The 21,140-nt window shown below is 38.9% G+C and carries 16 protein-coding genes; 11 read left to right on the forward strand and 5 right to left on the reverse strand.

The annotated features are described in order from the left end of the window. Positions 1-45 precede the first annotated feature (45 nt). On the reverse strand, positions 46-957 hold the full coding sequence (locus Q0948_RS13140) for an ABC transporter substrate-binding protein (RefSeq protein WP_298353614.1): 912 nt from the start codon (positions 955-957) through the stop codon (positions 46-48). Further along, entirely contained in the window at positions 954-1,655 is a 702-nt protein-coding gene (locus Q0948_RS13145; protein WP_298353617.1) for a copper homeostasis protein CutC, read from the reverse strand. Before Q0948_RS13145 ends, Q0948_RS13140 begins: the two co-directional genes overlap by 4 nt. Positions 1,656-1,757: 102 nt before the next feature. Here Q0948_RS13145 and Q0948_RS13150 point away from each other — a divergent pair, with 102 nt between their 5' ends. From Q0948_RS13150 to polA, 4 genes are all read left to right on the forward strand, one after another. Continuing rightward, positions 1,758-4,706 (forward strand): GH92 family glycosyl hydrolase, encoded by a 2,949-nt coding sequence (locus tag Q0948_RS13150; protein ID WP_298353621.1) that lies wholly within the window; start codon positions 1,758-1,760, stop codon positions 4,704-4,706. A gap of 2 nt (positions 4,707-4,708) precedes the next feature. Beyond that, positions 4,709-5,515, forward strand: a complete 807-nt coding sequence (locus tag Q0948_RS13155; RefSeq protein ID WP_298353622.1) for a sulfurtransferase — start codon at positions 4,709-4,711, stop codon at positions 5,513-5,515. 35 nt (positions 5,516-5,550) lie between these two features. Continuing rightward, a complete protein-coding gene (locus Q0948_RS13160; protein ID WP_298353624.1) occupies positions 5,551-6,564 on the forward strand; it encodes an isoaspartyl peptidase/L-asparaginase family protein in 1,014 nt (337 codons plus the stop codon). Positions 6,565-7,055: 491 nt separating this feature from the next. Next, entirely contained in the window at positions 7,056-9,905 is a 2,850-nt protein-coding gene (gene polA / locus Q0948_RS13165; RefSeq protein ID WP_298353626.1) for a DNA polymerase I, read from the forward strand. An 85-nt stretch (positions 9,906-9,990) separates the two neighbouring features. On the opposite strand, the gene Q0948_RS13170 is transcribed toward polA, so the two are convergent. Further along, positions 9,991-10,491, reverse strand: coding sequence for a hypothetical protein (locus Q0948_RS13170; protein ID WP_298353629.1), 501 nt, complete (start codon positions 10,489-10,491; stop codon positions 9,991-9,993). Positions 10,492-10,670: 179 nt separating this feature from the next. Then, positions 10,671-13,364 (reverse strand): DUF5916 domain-containing protein, encoded by a 2,694-nt coding sequence (locus Q0948_RS13175; RefSeq protein WP_298353631.1) that lies wholly within the window; start codon positions 13,362-13,364, stop codon positions 10,671-10,673. Between the two features lie 294 nt (positions 13,365-13,658). On the opposite strand from Q0948_RS13175, the gene rplM reads away from it, so the two are divergent. The 4 genes from rplM to tsf all read left to right on the forward strand — a co-directional run bounded on the left by rplM (position 13,659) and on the right by tsf (position 16,566). Then, the gene (gene rplM, locus Q0948_RS13180; protein WP_021778118.1) at positions 13,659-14,114 is read left to right on the forward strand and encodes a 50S ribosomal protein L13; all 456 of its coding nucleotides are present in this window, start codon (positions 13,659-13,661) and stop codon (positions 14,112-14,114) included. After that, positions 14,115-14,501: a 30S ribosomal protein S9 gene (rpsI, locus tag Q0948_RS13185; protein WP_021778117.1), complete on the forward strand. Its 387-nt coding sequence runs from the start codon at positions 14,115-14,117 to the stop codon at positions 14,499-14,501. Between the two features lie 208 nt (positions 14,502-14,709). Continuing rightward, a complete protein-coding gene (gene rpsB, locus Q0948_RS13190) occupies positions 14,710-15,510 on the forward strand; it encodes a 30S ribosomal protein S2 (RefSeq protein WP_298353634.1) in 801 nt (266 codons plus the stop codon). 90 nt (positions 15,511-15,600) lie between these two features. Further along, on the forward strand, positions 15,601-16,566 hold the full coding sequence (tsf, locus tag Q0948_RS13195; protein ID WP_298353637.1) for a translation elongation factor Ts: 966 nt from the start codon (positions 15,601-15,603) through the stop codon (positions 16,564-16,566). A 76-nt stretch (positions 16,567-16,642) separates the two neighbouring features. Here the strand turns inward: tsf and Q0948_RS13200 are convergent, their stop codons facing one another. Next, complete coding sequence (locus Q0948_RS13200; protein ID WP_298353640.1) at positions 16,643-17,341, reverse strand: spondin domain-containing protein; 699 nt, start codon at positions 17,339-17,341, stop codon at positions 16,643-16,645. Positions 17,342-17,554: 213 nt separating this feature from the next. Between Q0948_RS13200 and pyrH the strand changes: the two genes are divergently transcribed. The 3 genes from pyrH to Q0948_RS13215 all read left to right on the forward strand — a co-directional run bounded on the left by pyrH (position 17,555) and on the right by Q0948_RS13215 (position 21,075). After that, a complete protein-coding gene (gene pyrH / locus Q0948_RS13205; protein WP_035325606.1) occupies positions 17,555-18,262 on the forward strand; it encodes a UMP kinase in 708 nt (235 codons plus the stop codon). A gap of 55 nt (positions 18,263-18,317) precedes the next feature. Beyond that, complete coding sequence (gene frr, locus Q0948_RS13210; protein WP_021778112.1) at positions 18,318-18,875, forward strand: ribosome recycling factor; 558 nt, start codon at positions 18,318-18,320, stop codon at positions 18,873-18,875. 79 nt (positions 18,876-18,954) lie between these two features. After that, a complete protein-coding gene (locus Q0948_RS13215) occupies positions 18,955-21,075 on the forward strand; it encodes a DUF5686 family protein (protein WP_298353644.1) in 2,121 nt (706 codons plus the stop codon). Positions 21,076-21,140: the final 65 nt, after the last annotated feature.

A 21,140-nucleotide genomic window follows, 5' to 3' on the forward strand; every position in this document is an offset into this window, starting at 1 on the left:
ATTATAAAAAAAGCTGCAAATATGATATTTGCAGCTTTTTTACTTTTACAACAACTCGTTTGTAAAAATGGCTGTGGCATCTATGGGTTTCGTCTCAAGACCTTTGTCATATAACCACTCTAAAAAAGTAGTTATAACTCCCTGATCCATTCTGCCCCAAGAATCTCCAGTGCCAAATGCTTTTAAAGACATCTGTAATGCCTTTTTAAGATCTATCTCTTTGTCCTTTTCTGGCACAAGTGATGCGAGTATAGCAACAGCATCTTCAGGTTGCTCTTTACAATATAGATAGCCTCGAGCAGTTGCTTTAAGGAAAGCCTGGTAAGCTTCCTTACGTGCCACTATTTTATTTTCATCTGCAACTATTACTGGTGAGTATGAGTAAGGCACCTTATAATCTGCCATTTTAAAATAGGTGAAGTCATCACTCCTCTCTTGCACCTGCACGCCTTCCCAATTTAAAAACACCCAGGTAGCATCATAAGTTCCTGCAATGAGCGCATCCCAAATACCCAGCTTATCTGGATACTCGAGTTCTAGCACTCCCTCACCACCATCATTACGTATCATTTGCTTTACGATCTCATCTTCATATCGTGCTTTGTAAGATGCATAAGTTTTATGATCTAAAGAACTAGGAGATGCAATACCACTATCACGTTTAACCACAATAGCACTAACATCTTCTTGCAAGATAGCAGCAACCGCCTTAAGCGGGAAAGGGCTTGCCTTTGTGCGGTAACTAAGCAAGCTTTCCGTAGGGCACAATGCCATATCTACTAGACCGAGCTCTACCTTCTTTGCTGGGGTGAGTTCATAATTATCTGCAGCGGGATTTTCTATAGCTACTTCTAGTCCTTCTTCTTTGTAAAACCCTTGTGCTTGTGCCACAAAAAACCCTATATGATTTATATTAGGCGTCCAGTCTAGTGCTATTTTAATGTGATTTGATTTCATTTTTTGATTAGTTTGATGAGTTGTTTTATAGTTCGTTGATTTGTATGTGTTTCTTTCTTTATGCGTTTTTGACCTGAAGAGTTTTCTATTACGCTTTCGCGAAAGCTGCCGTGCACTTCTTTAAAACCAGCATCTAAAAATTTTTCAACATTTGTAATTGAAACTCCGCCTCCTGGCAGAATAACAATACGCTCCTTAGCTTGCTCGCGTAGTGATTTCAAAACATCAAACCCCTCAATAACATCTGGTTTTTGACCAGAAGTAAGAACGCGATCTACGCCTAGCTCTATAAGCTCCTCTAGACCTTTTACAGGATCTAGCATTTGATCAAACGCACGATGAAAAGTAAAAGACATTCCCTCACTAGCCTTTACAAGCTGCGATGTTCTTTTAAAGTCTATTGTATGATCACTGAGCAACACGCCAGAAACAATACCTTGCACACCCATAGACTTTGCAAAAGCAATATCACGCAACATCGTTTTAAACTCGCTATTTGAGTATATAAAATCACCGGCACGTGGTCGTATAAGCACAAAAGATGTTATTGATAGTGCTTGCATCACCTTCTCAATAAGTGAGTGACTAGGTGTTACACCTCCTACGTCAAGCTGCTCGCATAACTCAATACGATGTGCACCTCCATCTTGCGCCGCTAGAGCACTCTCAAATGAATTTGCACAGACCTCAATTTTCATATACTAAAGGTACTAAACCTAAAATCACTGTCAAATTTTGCGAGAGCTATCTCGTATAGCTTTAGGGCTTTTATTATCTTAGACACAAACCAATCCTTGCAAATGCGTCACCTACTTACCTTATTAATTGCAGCAATATTTATTATCTCGTGTAAACACGTTACTGAGACCACTCCTGCACAAAAGGACCAAGCGCTTATAAATTATGTAAATCCATTTATAGGCACAGGTGGTCACGGTCATACTTACCCTGGTGCTACAATGCCCTTTGGGATGATGCAATTAAGTCCAGATACAAGACTAGATGGCTGGGATGGCTGCTCCGGTTATCACTATGATGATGAGTACATCTATGGTTTTAGCCATACACACTTAAGTGGGACCGGCGTTTCAGACTATGGTGACATTTTACTTATGCCGTCTAATACCATACTTTTTAATAACGGCGCAAATGGTAAAAAAGGATATCGTGATCACTTCTCTCACGATAATGAAATTGCCCAACCGGGATATTATAAAGTACACCTAGATAGTACAAATATAGATGTAGAGCTTACGGTTTCTCAACGTAGTGGTGTTCATAAATACGCTTTCGCGAAAGCGGACTCCCTCAACAACTACCTCATCATAGATCTTGATCACAGAGACGAAGTGCTAAGTGCCGCTTGGGAAGTCATTAAAGAAAATGACGACCAGAAACTATATACGGAAATGCAAGGCCATCGTCACAGTAAAGCGTGGGCATCAAAACAATTACTTTATTACTATCTCAAAACCTCACACCCTTTTAAATACATTAAAGACCCAGAGTCTAAAAGTAACAAAGTGGCTCTTAAGTTTGAGAATCCTAGCAATGAGCCTGTGATCATAAAAATAGGAATCTCTGCAGTAGATGAGAACGGTGCAAAACAAAACTTAGAAACAGAGATAGGCGACAAAACCTTTGAGCAAGTAAAGGCAACTGCTCAAAGTACCTGGGAAAAACAACTAGAAAAAATTATCGTTGAGTCAGACAACACAACATATAAAACTAACTTTTACACTTCGCTCTATCACACGATGCTTGCGCCTAATATTTATCAAGATATAGATGGTCGCTACCGAGGTATGGATCTAGAGATTCATCAAACTACAGATTTTGATTACTATAGTGTTTTCTCACTTTGGGATACATATCGCGCGGCACACCCGCTGTACACCATTATAGAAGAGCAGCGCACAAATGATTTTATAAACACCTTTATTGCAAAATATGACGAGGGTGGCATAATGCCCATATGGGATCTTTCTGGTAATTACACAGGCTGTATGATAGGCTATCACGCCGTGCCAGTTATAGCAGATGCATATATGAAAGGCATAAGAGACTACGATACAGATCGTGCCTTTGAGGCGATGCTACATAGCGCATCACAAGATAAACTAGGTCTAGACTCCTATAAAAAATATGGATTTATACCCACAGAAATGGAAGCAGAGTCTGTTTCAAAAACATTAGAATATGCCTATGATGACTGGACTATAGCTATAATGGCTCAAGAAAGAGGTGACATAGAAAGCTATAAAACGTATATCCAAAGAGCACAAAATTATAAGAATGTATATGACCCAAAATCAGGGTTTATGAGAGGTAGAATGCGCAATAGTTGGTTCTCGCCATTTGACCCCTACGAGGTAAACTTTAATTACACAGAAGCAAACTCTTGGCAGTACAGCTTTTATGTACCTCAAGATGTAAGTGGTTTTATAGATCTTGTGGGTGGCAAAAAAGCGATGGATAAAAAGCTAGATGCACTTTTTACAGCCCAGCAAGAAACTTCTGGAAGGCACCAGCAAGACATCACAGGTTTAATAGGACAGTATGCACACGGCAATGAGCCTAGTCATCATATGGCGTATCTCTATAACTATATTCATAAACCGTGGAAAACTCAAAAGCGTGTGCACGAGATTCTTACTACTATGTATAAAGACACTCCAGACGGCATCTCTGGTAATGAAGATTGTGGCCAGATGAGTGCTTGGTATGTACTTAGCTCGCTTGGGTTTTACCCCGTGACACCAGGAAGCAACACCTATGCCATAGGTACACCTCTTTTTGACAAAGCCACGATTTACTTAGAAAATGGCAATAATTTTACCATAGAAGCCAGCAATGTATCTGACAGTAATATCCATATAAAAAATGCTTCTATTAATGGTAAGGCACACCCCTACTCTTACATAAACCATAAAGATATTATGGCTGGTGGCCTCTTGCAATTTGATATGTCCAGCACTCCTGGTAGATGGGGTAAGCATCCAGCGCACAGCCCAAAAACTGCCATAACAGAACATCTCATTGTAGCTGCACCGTTTATCGCAAGTGGCGATATTACTTTTACAGAAAACACCACTGTCACATTACAGTCTACAGATAAAGATGCAGAGATATACTTTGCCCTTAAAGAAGACGGCGAGACCTTTAAACGATATAGAAAACCTATTACCATAACATCAGATACAGAGTTACGCACCTACGCACTTTCAAGACACGGTAAAAGTGCTACAATCGCTACCCCTTTTCATAAAATAAATGATGCTTATAAAGTGACTCTCGAGACTACTTATGCAAATGAATATAGTGCAGGTGGAGAGAATGCCTTAATAGATGGCATAAGAGGTTCAAAAGAATACAGATCTGGCACCTGGCAAGGATATAATAATCAAGATGTAGTTGCTACACTCGATCTAGGAGAAGTAAAAAATATAAACGCTATTACCACTTCATTTTTACAAGACCAACGCAGCTGGATTTTTTACCCTACAGAGGTTAGCTTTTTCACCTCTATAGATGGCACCACTTTTACACCCTACTATAGCCAAGACATAGATGCAACTATAGAAAGTGAAGATACTTTAATTAAAACAGTAGCAGCATCTCAAGATGAGAAAGCAGCTAGATATGTAAAAGTTATAGCAAAGACGGTAGGAGACTTACCTAGCTGGCACTTAGGTCACACATATGATGGCAAAAGCTGGATATTTATAGATGAACTTATAGTTAAGTAGTAATGACAACACCCTTAGTAACCATACACTGGCTCAAAGAGCATAGAGAAAACAAAAACCTTATACTACTAGACGCAAGTCAAGAGTATGATGAGAACAACACCATAAAAGGAACAGTTCATTTTGATATCAAAAATACCTTTAGCAATACTAAAAGTCCATATCCCAACACATTCCCTAGTGAAAAACAGTTTGAAGAGGAGTGTAGAAAACTTGGTATCACCAGAGATTCACAAATCGTTGTTTTTGACAGCAAAGGAGTATTCACCAGCCCTAGAGTGTGGTGGATGTTTACCGTAATGGGTCATAAGACTGTAGCCGTACTTGATGGCGGTCTACCAGCCTGGAATGAAGCAGGATTTGAATCCTTAGAAGTTCATAAACCTAAAGAACTTGCTACTTCCTTTAAAGCACATAAAAATGAAGCAGCCATATACCATTTTGAGCAAATAGTAGACAATTGTAATTCACAAGAGTACCAGCTTATAGATGCAAGATCACAAGGGCGTTTTAATGGTACAGCTCCAGAGCCACGAGCTCACTTACAAAGCGGTCATATAAAAAACGCACTTAACCTCCCCTACACCCAAGTGTTATCTAATGGTTATTACAAGCCAAAAGAGGAACTAGAAAAACTATTTAAGGATCTACATATAGACAAACGTCCTATTATTTTTAGTTGTGGCTCTGGCATAACGGCTTGCATTATTCTACTCGCCTTTACCCTAGTTTCAGATCAAGAGTCTTACGTTTATGATGGTTCTTGGACAGAGTGGGCAGAGCGCAATAAACTCTATACACAAGTATAATAACACTACTTTTTAAGATGTAAGATGCACCTATTATGAATAGAAGAAAATTTATAAACCGTTCGGCAGTAGCTGGGGCGGGTATTGCTACTGGAGCAAGTATACTTGGTTGTGATGATAATGTCAAAAACAGCAAGAATGATAATTCCGCTTTCGCGAAAGCGCAACAAAAACCAGCACCCATCGCTATCTGTACTTGGGGATTTTCTGGCGCTACAGAAAAAGCTGGGGAATTACTCAGAAATGGTGCCTCTGCTCTAGATGCCATTATTGCCGGTGTTGCCGTTGAAGAAGAAAATATACAAAACACCACAGTAGGTATAGGTGCAACTCCAGACAGAGAGGGCAATGTAACCCTAGATGCCTGTGTTATGAATCCGCAGGGTGACTGTGGCGCCGTGCTCGCCGTAGAAAACATTGTAAACGTAGCCGCCCTCGCCCGCAAAGTGATGGAAGACACGCCACACGTAATACTTGCAGGTAAAGGTGCGGAGGAGTTTGCATACCAGCAGGGATTTAAAAAGGAAAACTTACTCACAGAAGAGCGTAAGAATGCCTGGCAAGAATGGGTCAAAACTAGTGACTATAAACCAGAAATTAATATAGAAAACCACGATACTATAGGAATGCTTGCTATAGACAAAAATGGTGATATAGCAGGTGTATGTACAACCTCAGGTTTAGGCTATAAGATGAAAGGTCGCGTGGGAGATTCTCCTATTATAGGCTCTGGATTATTTATAGATAACGAAGTAGGCGGTGCCGTGGCTACAGGTATGGGTGAAGAAGTTTTAAAAACGGTAGGAAGCTTCTTGATAGTAGAGTTGATGCGCGGTGGAATGAGCCCCCAAAAAGCTTGCGAAGAAGCCATTACAAGAATTACAAAAAAAGGCCCTAGATATAAAGATTTTCAAATAGCCTACATCGCCATAAATAAATCTGGTGAGGCAGGAAGTCACTGTATACATAAAGGTTTCACAATGATGAAATATCAAAATGGTGAGAATAAAAATATAACTTCTAGCTTTTTCACTAACGGAAAAAGCTGAATCTAGAGCCGAGATAATCGTAATAAATAGACGTGAAGCATATTTTTAACGACCAACTACTCAAATTATAGTTTGACGATTTTTAACAATATTGTTACTATAAAAATCTACTATCTTTAGTGTCTGAAATTCAACTATATAATTAACATTCTTGTTAATCCTTTTAAAAAGGAACAATAAACAAATCAAAGAATTGTTATATATTTGTATGTGCCGTATGGCGAAAAATATTTAAGACTGTTGTAATTGACTTTTAATAATCAATTATGATTTGGGGTGAAAGCCAAGCATTTTTGCTTGGCTTTCTTTATTCCCAAATGTTAGGTTTTTTTCAACTCCGTTTTAATGACGCTAGTTCATTTTATTTTAAAAATGATTTTTTACTTAGCCTCGTATAATTTATTAACAGTGCCCGCTATTCCGGATGCATCTTCTTACATTTGAGTTTATCGCACTACGCTTTCGCGAAAGCGTAACAAAACCCATCTCAAGTGACTAATACTGCCGAAAATACTCAGAAACGTCTTTTTTTACTAGATGCATACGCATTGATTTTTAGAGGATATTATGCTCTTATTAAAAACCCGCGTATCACAAGTTCTGGCATGGATGTGAGCGCTATAATGGGATTTACAAATAGCCTTTTTGATGTTATAAAACGAGAGCGACCAGACCACCTAGCTGTTGCTTTTGACAAGGGCGGAAGCTCTGCGCGTGTAGAAGCTTATGCAGATTATAAGGCAAATCGTGACGAAACTCCAGAAGCGATACGCATAGCGGTACCCCATATACAAGAAATACTTAAGGCTATGCACATTCCCATTATTGAGCGTGAAGGTGTAGAGGCAGATGACCTTATAGGTACCCTTGCAAAACAGGCCGAAAAGGAAGACTTTAAAGTCTTTATGGTTACACCAGATAAGGATTATGCACAGCTAGTCTCAGAAAACATATTTATGTACAAGCCTGCTCGTATGGGTAATGGTATTGAGATTTGGGGAATCCCTGAGGTGCAAAAACGTTTTGAAGTAGAGCGTCCAGAGCAAGTGATAGATTACTTAGGGATGATGGGTGATGCGTCAGACAACATACCGGGACTTCCAGGTGTAGGTGATAAAACGGCAAAGAAATTTATCGCAACATACGGCTCTATGGAAGGGCTTCTTGAAAATACGGATAAGCTCAAGGGCAAGATGAAAGAAAAGGTTATTGCAAATGCAGAGCTAGGACTTCTTTCTAAACAACTAGCAACTATAATGCTAGATTGTGACGTACAGTTTGATGCAAAAGATTATGAACTCTCAGAACCAGATGCAGAGGCGGTTACAAAGAAGTTTGACGAGCTGGAGTTTAGACGTATGAAAGACCAGTTTGTAAAAATCTTTTCTGGTGAGGCAGAGCAAGGCACGCAGGTATCTTCTACCCCATCTGCAAAGAAGCAAGCAGCTACTGCAGCAGGTGCTGGACAGTTTTCACTTTTTGGTGGAGATGGTGGCGCTACCGCAGCAACCGTAGCAGATGCCTCTACACGTAAGACTATAAAAGATACACAGCACTTTTATCAGACAATAGACAGCCCGCTTGCGCGAAAACTATTTATACAAAATCTACTCAAACAAACTTCTGTTTGTTTTGACACAGAAACTACAGGGCTCGACCCGCTTGTGGCAGAACTTGTAGGAGTCGCTTTTTCTTGGGAAGCTGGTAAGGGATATTACATACCGTTTCCAGAAAGTAAAGATGAAGCACAAGCACTTATAGAAGAATTAAGGCCGTTTTTTGAGCATACAGGGATTGAAAAAATAGGTCAAAACCTCAAATACGACATTAAGGTCCTTGCAAAATATGAGGTAAAAGTTAAGGGTAAACTTTTTGACACAATGCTTGCGCACTATCTCATTAACCCAGATATGCGTCATAATATGGACGTACTGGCAGAGACCTACCTTAACTACACACCTGTATCTATCACAGAGCTCATAGGCAAAAAAGGGAAGAATCAAAAGTCTATGCGCGACGTGCCACTAGACCAGCAAACAGAGTATGCGGTTGAAGATGCAGATATTACCCTCCAACTCAAACAGCACTTTGAAAAAGAGCTTGATGAAGCGGGCACGCGTAAATTATTTAATGACATTGAGATTCCACTACTTAGAGTACTTGCAGCAATGGAGGTAGAAGGAATCAACCTGGACGTAAACTTCTTAGAAAGTTTATCTGGTGATCTTAATGCAGATATAGAACGTCTTACTTCTGAGATTTATGAAGAAGCTGGAGAAGAGTTTAAAATATCTTCACCTAAGCAACTAGGAGAAATTCTTTTTGACAAAATGAAGCTTGTAGACAAGCCTAAAAAGACAAAAACAGGACAGTACTCAACCGCAGAAGATGTACTATCATACCTTGCAAAAGATCACGATATCATCCAGAAAGTACTAGACTACCGCGGGCTATCTAAGCTAAAGTCTACATATGTAGATGCATTGCCAGAGCAAGTCGCTCAAGATGGCCGTGTACATACAGACTATATGCAAACCGTAGCAGCGACGGGAAGGTTAAGCTCTAACAATCCTAACCTACAAAACATCCCTATACGTACAGAGCGCGGCCGCCAGGTACGTAAAGCATTTGTACCTAGAGATGAAAACCACACACTGCTAGCAGCAGATTATTCTCAAATTGAGCTACGTATTATAGCAGCTCTAAGCGAGGAAGAAAATATGATACAAGCCTTTACAGATGGTGAAGACATTCACGCTAGTACAGCGGCAAAAGTTTTTAATGTACCACTAGAAGAGGTAACAAGAGAGCAACGTAGTAATGCAAAGACAGTAAACTTTGGTATTATATACGGTGTCTCTGCCTTTGGACTTTCTAACCAGACAGACCTATCACGAGGAGAAGCAAAAGAGCTTATAGACAACTACTATAAATCATATCCTAAGCTACGCAACTATATGAGTGAGCTTGTAGACTTTGCTAGAGAAAATGGGTATGTTAAAACAGTACTAGACAGACGTCGCTATCTTAATGGTATTAATTCAAGCAACGGCGTTGTGCGTGGTGCTGCAGAGCGTAATGCTGTAAACGCACCTATACAAGGAAGCGCAGCAGATATTATTAAGATTGCTATGATTAATATTTTTGAGAAGCTAGAAAATAGTGATTACAAAACAAAAATGTTACTCCAAGTGCACGATGAACTGGTTTTTGATGTGCCAAACACTGAGCTTGATGATATTAAAAACCTCATCAAAACCGAAATGGAAAGTGCTTTTAAAATGGCAGTACCTCTAGATGTAGAAGTAGGTTTAGGTCAAAACTGGCTAGAAGCACACTAAAAATACAATCATCTCATTACAAAAAAAGCCAAATAAGAATAACTTCTCATTTGGCTTTTATAGTTTTATTTATGTAATTCCTACACTACTCTCTCACATATGTTGAGACTGCTGCAAGATTATTAAAATCTCCGTGAGGATAATTATTGAGATGATCCCTTTGTAAAAACTCTTGAAATCTCAAGGTATCAAGATCTTGTGACAACTCCCCTACTAGACCTGTATCTATAACAACTGTATTACCATTAATTGTATAACTAGGCGGTTGCAAATAGTTCTCAACAGTAAGACATACAAACTCCATAAGTTCATCACCATTTTGAGCTACACAAGTTGTAATTTGATAAGGCGGGATTATAGTATTATTTGCTTTAAAAGTGATTTCTTGAGGATTGAGCACTTGCTCATTTTCTTCAAGTAAATCTGTAGAGGCAACGCCATCATTATTTAAGTCTATGGCGGTCTCTACGGTATAAGAGATTTGCCTATAAGTTACCTCAGATATAGGTGACTGATTTTTAGACTCTTCAGTGCCACAGCCTATAAAAACAATGAACAACAAACAGACGTAGACGCTTTTTTTCATTTAGATTTATTAACTCGCCAAAGATATAAAGTATAAAGTGGAGTTAAGAGTATACCCATAAAAATTATTTTTCACACCATTTACTTAAGGTAAATATGAGATGTTACGCTTTCGCGAAAGCGTAAAAAACCCCAAAACCAACATACAAGTTTTGGGGTGCATTTGGGGCATAATTTTTATTACAATACAAATCTATACGTCCATTTCACTAAAAATGTATTTCTGATTTGCTGTCCAAGTATCTGACTATCTGCTGCGTCAAAGAGGCTATCTTCTGTAGAGGCACCACCTTCGATACCTTGTGACCAGACTAAAAACAACTCAGATCCTGGCTTATACTCCCATCTCGCTACAAGATTTGATCTAAATTGAACGAAGTTAAAATCTGGATCTCCAAAGGCATAATCTACACTCCCGTCCTCATCTTCATCTACAGCATAACCACCATCTACAGTACTTATTTGGTTTTGATTAAATAAGGTTACTCGCTTGTTAAGATCTTCGTTTTCGCTATCTGCTACGTAGTTAAAATTAGTATAGGTCCCTTTTGCTATAAACGGCTGCGCATAATATTGTATAGTAAAATTAGGGTTGATGTTATAATTAACACGTAGTGTTGCGCTCAAAGTTTCTTGATTAATCGCTCCTGTTATATACCTCGTATTATATTGAGCTGGCTCGTAGGCTTGTTGAGATACATACTGCGTTCTGTTTGGGTTTTTCTCATAGACTGTAGAGAGTGATAAACTTAGTGCATCTAGCGGCTGGTAGTTAAGTCTAAGCTCGTACTGGTTAAATGAGAAGTTATTTTGCTTTGCTTGCGAGTTTACATAAATCGCAACTGCGCTCAACTTCTTGCGTTGGTCTGTACCTACAGCTGCAAAGTAAAAGTTCTCTTCACTAAATCTCCACCGTGGCCCTCCTCTCAAAAAGGAGTTTATAAATATGCGAGGTTTGTGCGCACCACCTACTTCTGTAAACCAGTTATTTTTCCAGTTTACCTCTGCTCTACCTTCATACTGAATGCGATTAAAGTTACCTTGAAAATCATACTGTGTAGTTTGCTCTACACCTACATTTGCTTGTCTATACCAAGAGGTAGAGTTGTTCCAGAAGCGTCTTACACTTGCAAATTGTACAATACGATCTGCACGACGCAAAAAGCCTATGTCATTAAGTTCAAGTCCAGGAGACCTCCAGTTACCACCCAGCTCATAGCGCCACTTACCACTACCTCTACCTATGGCAAGGTTTCCTCCAGTACCAGAGAGACTTGTAGCATTTGGGTCTACCGCTACGTGGTCTGCATCTACACGTTGATATAAATGTGTAAGTGAGGTTTGTGTATTAAGTATAGCTTGAGGATCTCCGTTAACACGGCTTATAATCCCTCTACCAGTTATGTAATACTTACGATCTTTCCAGTTATGGTTAAAATCTATACCGCCAGAGTAGGCTTGTGTATGTAAGAAGTCTAAGCTGCGCTCCATATTACGTGTTGTGTTTGTAAATATGGCTCCTATAAAAGAGTTACGATCATTAAAATCTTTTTGAACTCGTCCCACAAAGTAATTTGTAAGTGGCTCTACTAGTTCTTCTCTTTTTGTACCTAGCTCATCGCTAAGCTCGAGTTGTGTTGTGATTTCTTCTCTATCGTCTAGCTCTATCTCTGCAAACTCTTTTGCCGTGACACTTTCAAGTACACCTATAGTCCAACCGTTTTTAGTTTTTCCGCTAAATTTTGCAGCACCTAGTATGGTCGTGTTAATAGGGAAATCTTCATACTCTCCCTTACTTGGGTCTGAGGTAGTAAATCCTTGTGGAGTCCTCCCTATACGTCTCGGGAAAAAAACATTATCTGCACCACCACCCACTCTAAAATCAAAGACACTTTTATTTTCGACAAAGAAAGGTCGACGCTCTTGAAAGAAAATCTCAAATCCATCTAGCGCTATAGCTCCAGGGTCTGCATCTACTTGTCCAAAATCTGGATTTACCGTAAGATCGAGTGTAAGATCATTTGTGATACCAATTTTTGCATCAAGACCTACATTGCCACTAAAGTCATCCCCATCTCTAAAGGGATTACCCGCCTCTTCTTCAAAAGTATCGTACTGCCCCAGTACAAAGGGTTGTATTTCTAATTGCTTTTGAGGTTTTATTCCTTTTATACCTCGCAGTTCTCCAAACTCACTTACCCATCCAGGAGGATTTGCCGGCAGAGGTTGCCAGGTAGAACGCTCTTCATTTGCAAAGTAGCGTCTTGTAGACTGTATACCCCACACCTGCTCATCATCTGCACTAAAACGCAACTGACTTAATGGAATGCGCATCTCTGCAGTCCACCCTTCATCATCTTCTGAGGTGGCGAGATACCAGATAGGATTCCAGCTGCTATCAAAGTTTCCGTTATTTGATATAAACTCATCACCTTTTACTCCAGAGGCAGAGGCTGTAAATGAGAAACCTGTACGATCGTCATTATAACTATCTATATTAATCTCTACCCAATCACCCGGAAAGTCATCACGACGGCCTAATCTTTTTTCTAGTTTTGACTTATCACTCTCTAAACAGTGAAAGGCCACATACAGATTTTTTGCATCATAGGTGATTTTCATCTTAGTTTGCTGTGTAGGCGGTGTGCCTACATCTGGCTCAAATTGTAAATAATCTGTAGACCACGGCACGCTAGCCCAGGCACCATCAGATAGGTTTCCATCTATTTTAGGCGCATCACCGGTAAAGGTATTTGTGGTATAGACTTTTCTTGCAATGGCTATTTTGGTAGAGTCTACTTGAGCAAATAAAGACAGGGAACTTAGAAAGAAAAGAATGATTACTGCTCGTAGGCGATTGACTGTAAGGTACATTAGGTTGTTTTTGGTTGATGATATTAGAGAGACTTATAAAAACAAGCGTTGTGACAACTTAAACAGTTTTTTAAGATTTTATTAACTTTTGTGGGGTAAAATACCGCTTTCGCGAAAGCGTAAACAACACCTATTATATAGACCAAAAAAGTACTGTAAATGATAGAATATATTATTGAAAAAAAATGCTTACAAAATATAGTGATACAGAGGTTTGTGTGATAAATAATTTTATGTACTTTTGCAAACCCGTTTTTAGACGGGAAATGGAATGTTTAATTAAAATTAATTAGTGTGGACGCATTAAGTTACAAAACAGTATCTGCAAACAAAGCTACCGTAAACAAGGAGTGGGTTTTGATAGATGCAGAAGGACAGACGCTAGGACGTATGTCTTCTATCGTAGCTAAGTTTTTACGCGGTAAGTACAAGCCTAGTTTTACACCTCACGTAGATTGTGGAGATAACGTTGTTATCATAAACGCTGCAAAGGTGCAATTATCTGGAAACAAGTGGACGGAAAAATCATACATCCGTCACACTGGATACCCAGGAGGGCAACGTAGTCTTACAGCTAGAGAACTCTACGACAAAGATCCAACACGTGTAGTAGAAGCTGCCGTAAAAGGGATGTTACCTAAAAACAAATTGGGGAGTGCAATCTTCCGCAACCTTAAAGTGTATGCAGGAGCAGAGCACGATCAGGAAGCGCAGAAGCCTCGTGCCATTAACCTAAACGAAATCAAGTAAATGGAGACTTTACACAAAATCGGTCGTCGTAAGACCGCAGTAGCTCGTGTTTATCTTACTGAAGGAGAAGGTAAAATCACTGTAAACAAAAAAGAACTGAACAACTACTTCCCTACTGGAACATTACAGTACAAAGTAAACCAGCCGCTTGTTTTAACAAACAACGAAGGCAACTTTGACATTAATGTAAACGTATATGGTGGTGGTATCACTGGTCAGGCAGAGGCTATCAGACTTGCTCTTTCTAGAGCGATGTGTGAGCTAGACGAAGAAAATCGTCTTATCCTTAAGCCAGAAGGTCTTCTTACTCGTGACCCAAGAATGGTTGAGCGTAAGAAATTTGGTCAGAAGAAAGCACGTAAGAAATTCCAATTCTCAAAGCGTTAATATATCGCTTCACTTGCAAGTGGCTCAGGCTATATGGCAAGCGAGATTTAGAATTACTTATTTTTAAAAATTTAAATTAATTGAAATGTTGTCGTTGCTTATTATGCTTTCGCGAAAGCGGAATCTTAATAAGGTTAGTTTAGCATCTAAACTTCGTAACACGGAGTTGCTAATTTTAATGTCCAACGGAACGTAAACTATTACAAAAATGGCAAACAACATCGAAATAAAAGAATTGCTTGATGCAGGTGTACACTTTGGACACCTCACAAGAAGATGGGATCCAAATATGGCACCGTATATCTATATGGAGCGTAACGGGATACACATCATCAATCTTTATAAAACTGCAGCAAAAATTGAAGAGACTTGCGAGGCTCTACAAAAGATTGCTGCTTCTGGTAGAAAAATACTCTTTGTAGCTACCAAAAAACAAGCTAAAGATATCGTAGCAGAAAAAGCTCGTAACGCAAATATGCCGTACATCACAGAAAGATGGCCTGGTGGAATGCTTACTAACTTTGTTACTATACGTAAAGCAGTTAAGAAAATGCAGACAATTGACCGTATGAAACAAGATGGTCGTTTTGATACACTTTCTAAGAAAGAAAAACTACAGATGAACCGTCTTCGTGAGAAGCTTGAGAAAAACCTTGGTTCTATATCAGATATGACACGTCTTCCTGGCGCTCTATTTGTTGTAGATATTAAGAGAGAGCACATCGCGATTAAAGAAGCTCAAAAATTAAACATTCCAATTTTTGCAATGGTAGATACTAACTCTGATCCAAGAGAAGTAGATTATCTTATCCCTGCAAATGACGATGCTTCTAAATCTATCGACAAGATCGTAGGTTTTGTTTCTGACGCTGTTAGCGCTGGTCTTGCAGACCGCAAAGCTGGAAAAGATGCTCAAAAAGAAGGTGCAGATGCTCCTAAAAAAGAAGCAAAAGCTCCTAAAGCTAAGCCTGCAAAAGCTACTGTAGCTGCAAGTGAAGAAGAAGAGTAAATAACATTAAGTTAATACTAAAAGGTCGTTTAATTCTTTTCTTTGCGGAAAACGATTAGACGACTTTTTTCAATTTTAAAACATATACAAATGGCAAACATAACAGCCGCAGACGTAAAAAAATTAAGAGAAGCTACTGGTGCTGGAATGATGGACTGTAAAAAGGCCCTCGTTGAAGCAGAAGGTGATTTTGACAACGCAGTAACTGTACTTCGTAAGAAAGGACAAAAAGTTGCAGAAAAAAGAGCAGACAGAGACTCTTCTGAAGGTGTTGTTGTTGCAAAGATTAACGACGCAAACACTCGCGGAGTTGTAGTATCACTTAACTGTGAGACTGACTTTGTTACTAAGAACGATACATTTGTTGAACTTGCTAACAAAATGGGAGATATCGCTCTTTCTGTAAATTCTAAAGATGAGATGCTTGCTGCAGACTTTGATGGGATGACAGTTGCAGAAAAGCTTATCGAGCAAACTGGTGTTATAGGTGAAAAAATTGAAATAGGTGGTTACGAGACATTAGAAGCTCCTTTTGTGGGTTCTTATGTACACGGTAACAAGATAGGTGCTCTAGTAGGACTTACTGCTGCTACAGATAATGCTGCAGAGGTTGCAAAGAGTGTATCTATGCAAGTTGCATCTATGGGAGCTACAACACTTTCTTACAAAGATTTTGATTCAGCATATGTTGCATCAGAAACTGAAGCAAGAATTGCAGCTATCGAAAAAGATAACATCGAGCTTGGACGTCTTGGTAAGACTTTAAAGAATGTACCTCAGTATATCTCTATGTCGCAACTTACTCCTGAAGTACTTGCAAAGGCAGAAGCAGATATTAAAGAGCAGTTAAAAGCAGAAGGAAAGCCTGAGCAAATCTGGGACAAAATTGTACCTGGTAAAGTTGAGCGTTTTGTAGCAGATAACACTACTCTAGATCACGAGCAGGCACTACTTGACCAACGTTTTATTATGGACGACAGCCAGAACGTAGCAGAATTTGTTGCTTCTAAAGGTGATGCATCTGTACAAGGATTTAAAAGAGTTTCTTTAACTTAATAGTTTTAGAACTTATCCATAAAAAAAGCCTCCACATTGTGGAGGCTTTTTTAGTTTATAGAATGTTTGGATTTTACTAATTTCTTGAGATAGTCAGATTCCCTAAACTCTCTACAAAAACACCTCCATCTGCATATGGAACATCTTCACAAACTCCGATAGTATTATTTTCTGATACAGAAGACGATTCATAAGTTTCTCCCACTTTAGTACCACCGTCTAACAATACAAGGTTTGCTTGTATCTCATCTTTAAGAGTATTACCATCTACAATATCTAGAGACGCTGCTCCTAAAAACCAATCTGGACTAGGATTAAGCTTTGCTAGAAAAGTTACTCTTGTTCTTGTTGGTGTAAATGTAATATCAAAAGACGATGTCCCAACCGCGCTAGCATTACTAGCTGTCTGTATAAAAAACAAACCTTCACTATCACCTTCTTGACCCGTAAGTTCTGAAGCCAAAGCATCTACATCACCCGTTTCAACATAAGCAGCTAGTCCATCACTCGCAACATTTCCACTTTGAAAAACATTAATACTAGGCGAGTGCACGATAGCTATGACAGGACCAAAAGATGGATTACTTGGATACTCTTCCGGGAAATCTGCCTCACTAAATGAGGTGTCAAAAGTAAGTGTGTATTCTGCGGTCGCATTTCCTTCAAAATCGGTACCATTATCTACCGTTGTAGCAGGACTGCCATCATCATCACTACCACAACTAAGTATAACCATACTTAATACTATTAAAGCATATTTAAATTTAAATTTCATTTCCTTGTTTTGAGTTTGTTAATAATTATTTTCAGGCGTGAGTGCTAACTCACTTATAAGGAAACTAAAGATACTAAAGAATAGTAGATGCGGGGTAAGCTTTTATAAAATCTAACCTCATTCACCACTTTACTCCCCTAAATTTATTGGTTTCTTCCATTAAGTGATTTTAAAAAAAGGTTTAAACATTATATTTGCATAATCTTAGACACTATGAAATACAAAAGAATTTTACTGAAGCTTTCTGGAGAAGCGCTAATGGGAGAACGTCAATATGGTATTGATCCAAAACGTCTAGCAGAATATGCAGAAGACATTAAAGCAGTGACCGAAAAAGGGATTGAAGTTGCCATTGTAATTGGCGGTGGTAACATCTTTAGAGGTGTGGCAGGAGCAAGTAAAGGTATGGACCGTGTACAAAGTGATCATATGGGAATGCTCGCGACGGTTATAAACGGCCTAGCATTACAAGATGCACTTGAAGCCGCAGATGTAAAAACGAGACTACAAACTGCAATTAAAATAAATGAAGTAGCAGAACCTTTTATAAGACGTAAAGCTATGAGCCACCTTAGAAAAGGGCGTGTAGTAATCTTTGGTGGAGGTACTGGTAACCCTTACTTTACCACAGACTCTGCAGCTGTACTTAGAGCTATAGAGGTTGAAGCAGATGTAATTTTAAAAGGAACTCGTGTAGATGGTATTTATACAGCAGATCCAGAAAAGAATACAGATGCTGTGAAGTATGATCATATATCATTTGATGATGTACTAAGCAAAGGGCTCAAAGTAATGGACACAACCGCATTTACCTTAAGTCAAGAAAATGAATTACCTATCATTGTTTTTGATATGAATACACGTGGCAACTTAATGAAAGTAGTCTCTGGGGATGACTCAATAGGTACTACGGTAAACTAAGCCCACAGAATATTGGCTCAATTTTTGTAAACTTGTTATCACAATTAATATTACGATGAACGAAGATTTAAAATTTATAATAGATAGTGCAAAGGAAGCAATGGATAATGCTATCACACACTTAGGAAAACGCTTACTCACCATTAGAGCTGGAAAAGCTAGCCCTGCAATGCTTCAAGGTTTAATGGTAGATTACTACGGGAGTCCAACACCTCTTAGTCAGGTAGCAAATGTAGTTGCACCAGATGGTCGTACAATATCTATCCAACCTTGGGAGAAGTCTATTATTCAAGAAATAGAAAAAGCCATTATAAATGGTAATCTAGGCTTCAACCCTATGAATAACGGTGAGAGTGTTATTATAAATGTACCACCACTTACTGAGGAGCGTCGTAAAGAGCTTGTAAAGCAAGCCAAAGCTGAAGCAGAAGATGCAAAAGTAGGTGTGCGTAATGATCGTAAAAACGCAAATAATGACATCAAAAAAGTAGACAGCGCCTCTGAAGATGAGAAAGCAAATGCCGAAGTAGATATTCAAAAACTTACTGATATTCATATCAAAAAGATAGAAGAAGTTCTTGCTAATAAAGAAACAGAGATAATGACCGTGTAATTACTTACAGTAGTTAAACAATTACAAAAAGCGACCTCTTGGGTCGCTTTTTTGATACATTTACGTTACAATAATGTCTATGCGTATAATTTTCGTATTCCTTTCACTTATCTGCAGTGCTACACTAAGCGCCCAAACCACACTTACAGCAGATGCTATAGTGCAAAAGGCAATTGATAATAAATCACAAAATGACCCTCGAGAAGCGCTAGAGTCATTTTCGCTACACGCATATGAGAAAACGATTATCACAGACAGCCTCAACGGGAGCTCACACAACTTCTTTTCTGAAAAGGCTAGTCTAGTACAATATGACCGTGAGAGCGACTTTACAGAAGAAATTATGGGCTACCAGCTGGCTGGTTTTAAGAGCCCAAGGTATGAAGTCTTTGCTGTAAACATACAGTCTCGCTCATTTTATGACAGTGATTTTGTCATTTTCAATAATAGATATGCCGGCATACTCTCTAAAAGAGGCGTACGTAACTACAACTATACACTTCAAGAAACTGCTCCTGGAGAAGATTACATTATTTCATTTACCCCAAAAGCACCTAAACGCATCCCGGGGCTTACAGGCACAATGGTTCTTGACCAGAGAACATTTGCTATAAAGGACATTAAAGTACGCATAAGCGACAAGCTCAATATCGTATTGAACCAAGAATACACGTACATAGAAGAAAACAACATTTATCTACCTGTACGTAGAGAACTATTTTTAGACAAGGGAAGTGAAGACAGACAGCTTTCGTTTTTTAAGGGACGTATCTCTATTGGTACTATTGAAAATGAAGTGCTAGAAAATATGGTAAGCCGCAAGTTTTTAGTGTCTACCACAACAATGAGTGATTTTAAAGTAAACACTCCAATAAATAAAGAGCTTTCAAAATATGCAATTACCTTTGACCAAGGCGCTAGTGAAAAAACAGAAAGTTTCTGGCAAAAATACCGCCCCGAAAAACTCACAAGCAAAGACAAGCGAAGCTTTTCTGAAATAGAAAAAATAGTAAATGCCGAAAATATTGAACGTAGACTAGGTACTACAAACAACTTTAGTATAGGCTACTTTAGCTTTAAAGCTTTTGATTTTGATCTTACCTACCCTGTGAAGTTTAATAACTATGAGGGATTACGACTAGGCATAGGCGGCGTTACAAATGAGTCTTTTTCAAAACGCTTTAGACTAGAAGGCTACACAGCATACGGTTTTAAGGATAAAGATCTTAAATATGGAATAGGTGGAGGCTACTTACTTAATCCAGATAAAGGTGCTTGGATCTCTGCGACATATAATAGTGACCTCGAGGAAGTAGGTAACTATGCATATCTCACAGACCGCAGGGTGTACTCACTATTTGAGCCTCGCCTTGTAAATATTACACAGTTTTACAAACACCGCACAACGCGCATTAATCTAGAGTACAGACTTACCCCACAAATATTATCTGAATTTCAAATTGCCCATAGACGCTTAGATCAGACCACACCCTACCGCTACAATAAAGATGGTGAGATTATACGTGATTATGATGTTACAGAGGCGACAGCATCTTTTAGATGGAGCCCGTCTAATAAATATTTAAAAACAGATAGCGATGTGCTTCCAGTTTATGAGGGTCACCCCATCATCTCTGGACAAATCTCTCAAGCAGTAGACGGTCTAGGTGGCGATCTTGCATTTACAAAACTGGCTGCAAAAATGTTTTATCGTGTAGACAGACTCAATAAAACGGCAACCGAAGTTCTTCTTGAGGGTAATATTGCCTTTGGAGACTTACCTATTACCCACCTCTTTCACGCATTTCCAAATGCACCTACTAAGGAAACCATACTGCAGCGATTTTCTGTAGCAGGAGTCAATAGTTTTGAGACTATGTATTTTGGCGAGTTCTTTTCAGATAGATTGTTTACTGCTCAAATCAAGCACAGACTCGCGCCTTTTAATATCTCAAAGCGCTTCAAGCCAGAGATGGTCTTTATAAGTCGTTTTGCGCTAGGCGACATACGCAATCCAGAAGACCACCTTGATATAGACGCTTTTGGCTCATTAAGCAAGGGATATACTGAAACGGGTTTTGAACTCAATAAGCTTCTTTTCGGTTTTGGTACGAGTTTGACATATCGTTATGGGGCTTACCACTTACCTAACTGGGAAGACAACATTGCATTTAAGTTTACTTTCAACCTAAAACTTTAATCAACAGGCCTAGCTGTTTATATTTTTATGAACCTAGGTTAATTTTTTTACGCTTTCGCGAAAGC

Source organism: uncultured Dokdonia sp., from assembly GCF_947496725.1.
GTDB lineage: Bacteria > Bacteroidota > Bacteroidia > Flavobacteriales > Flavobacteriaceae > Dokdonia.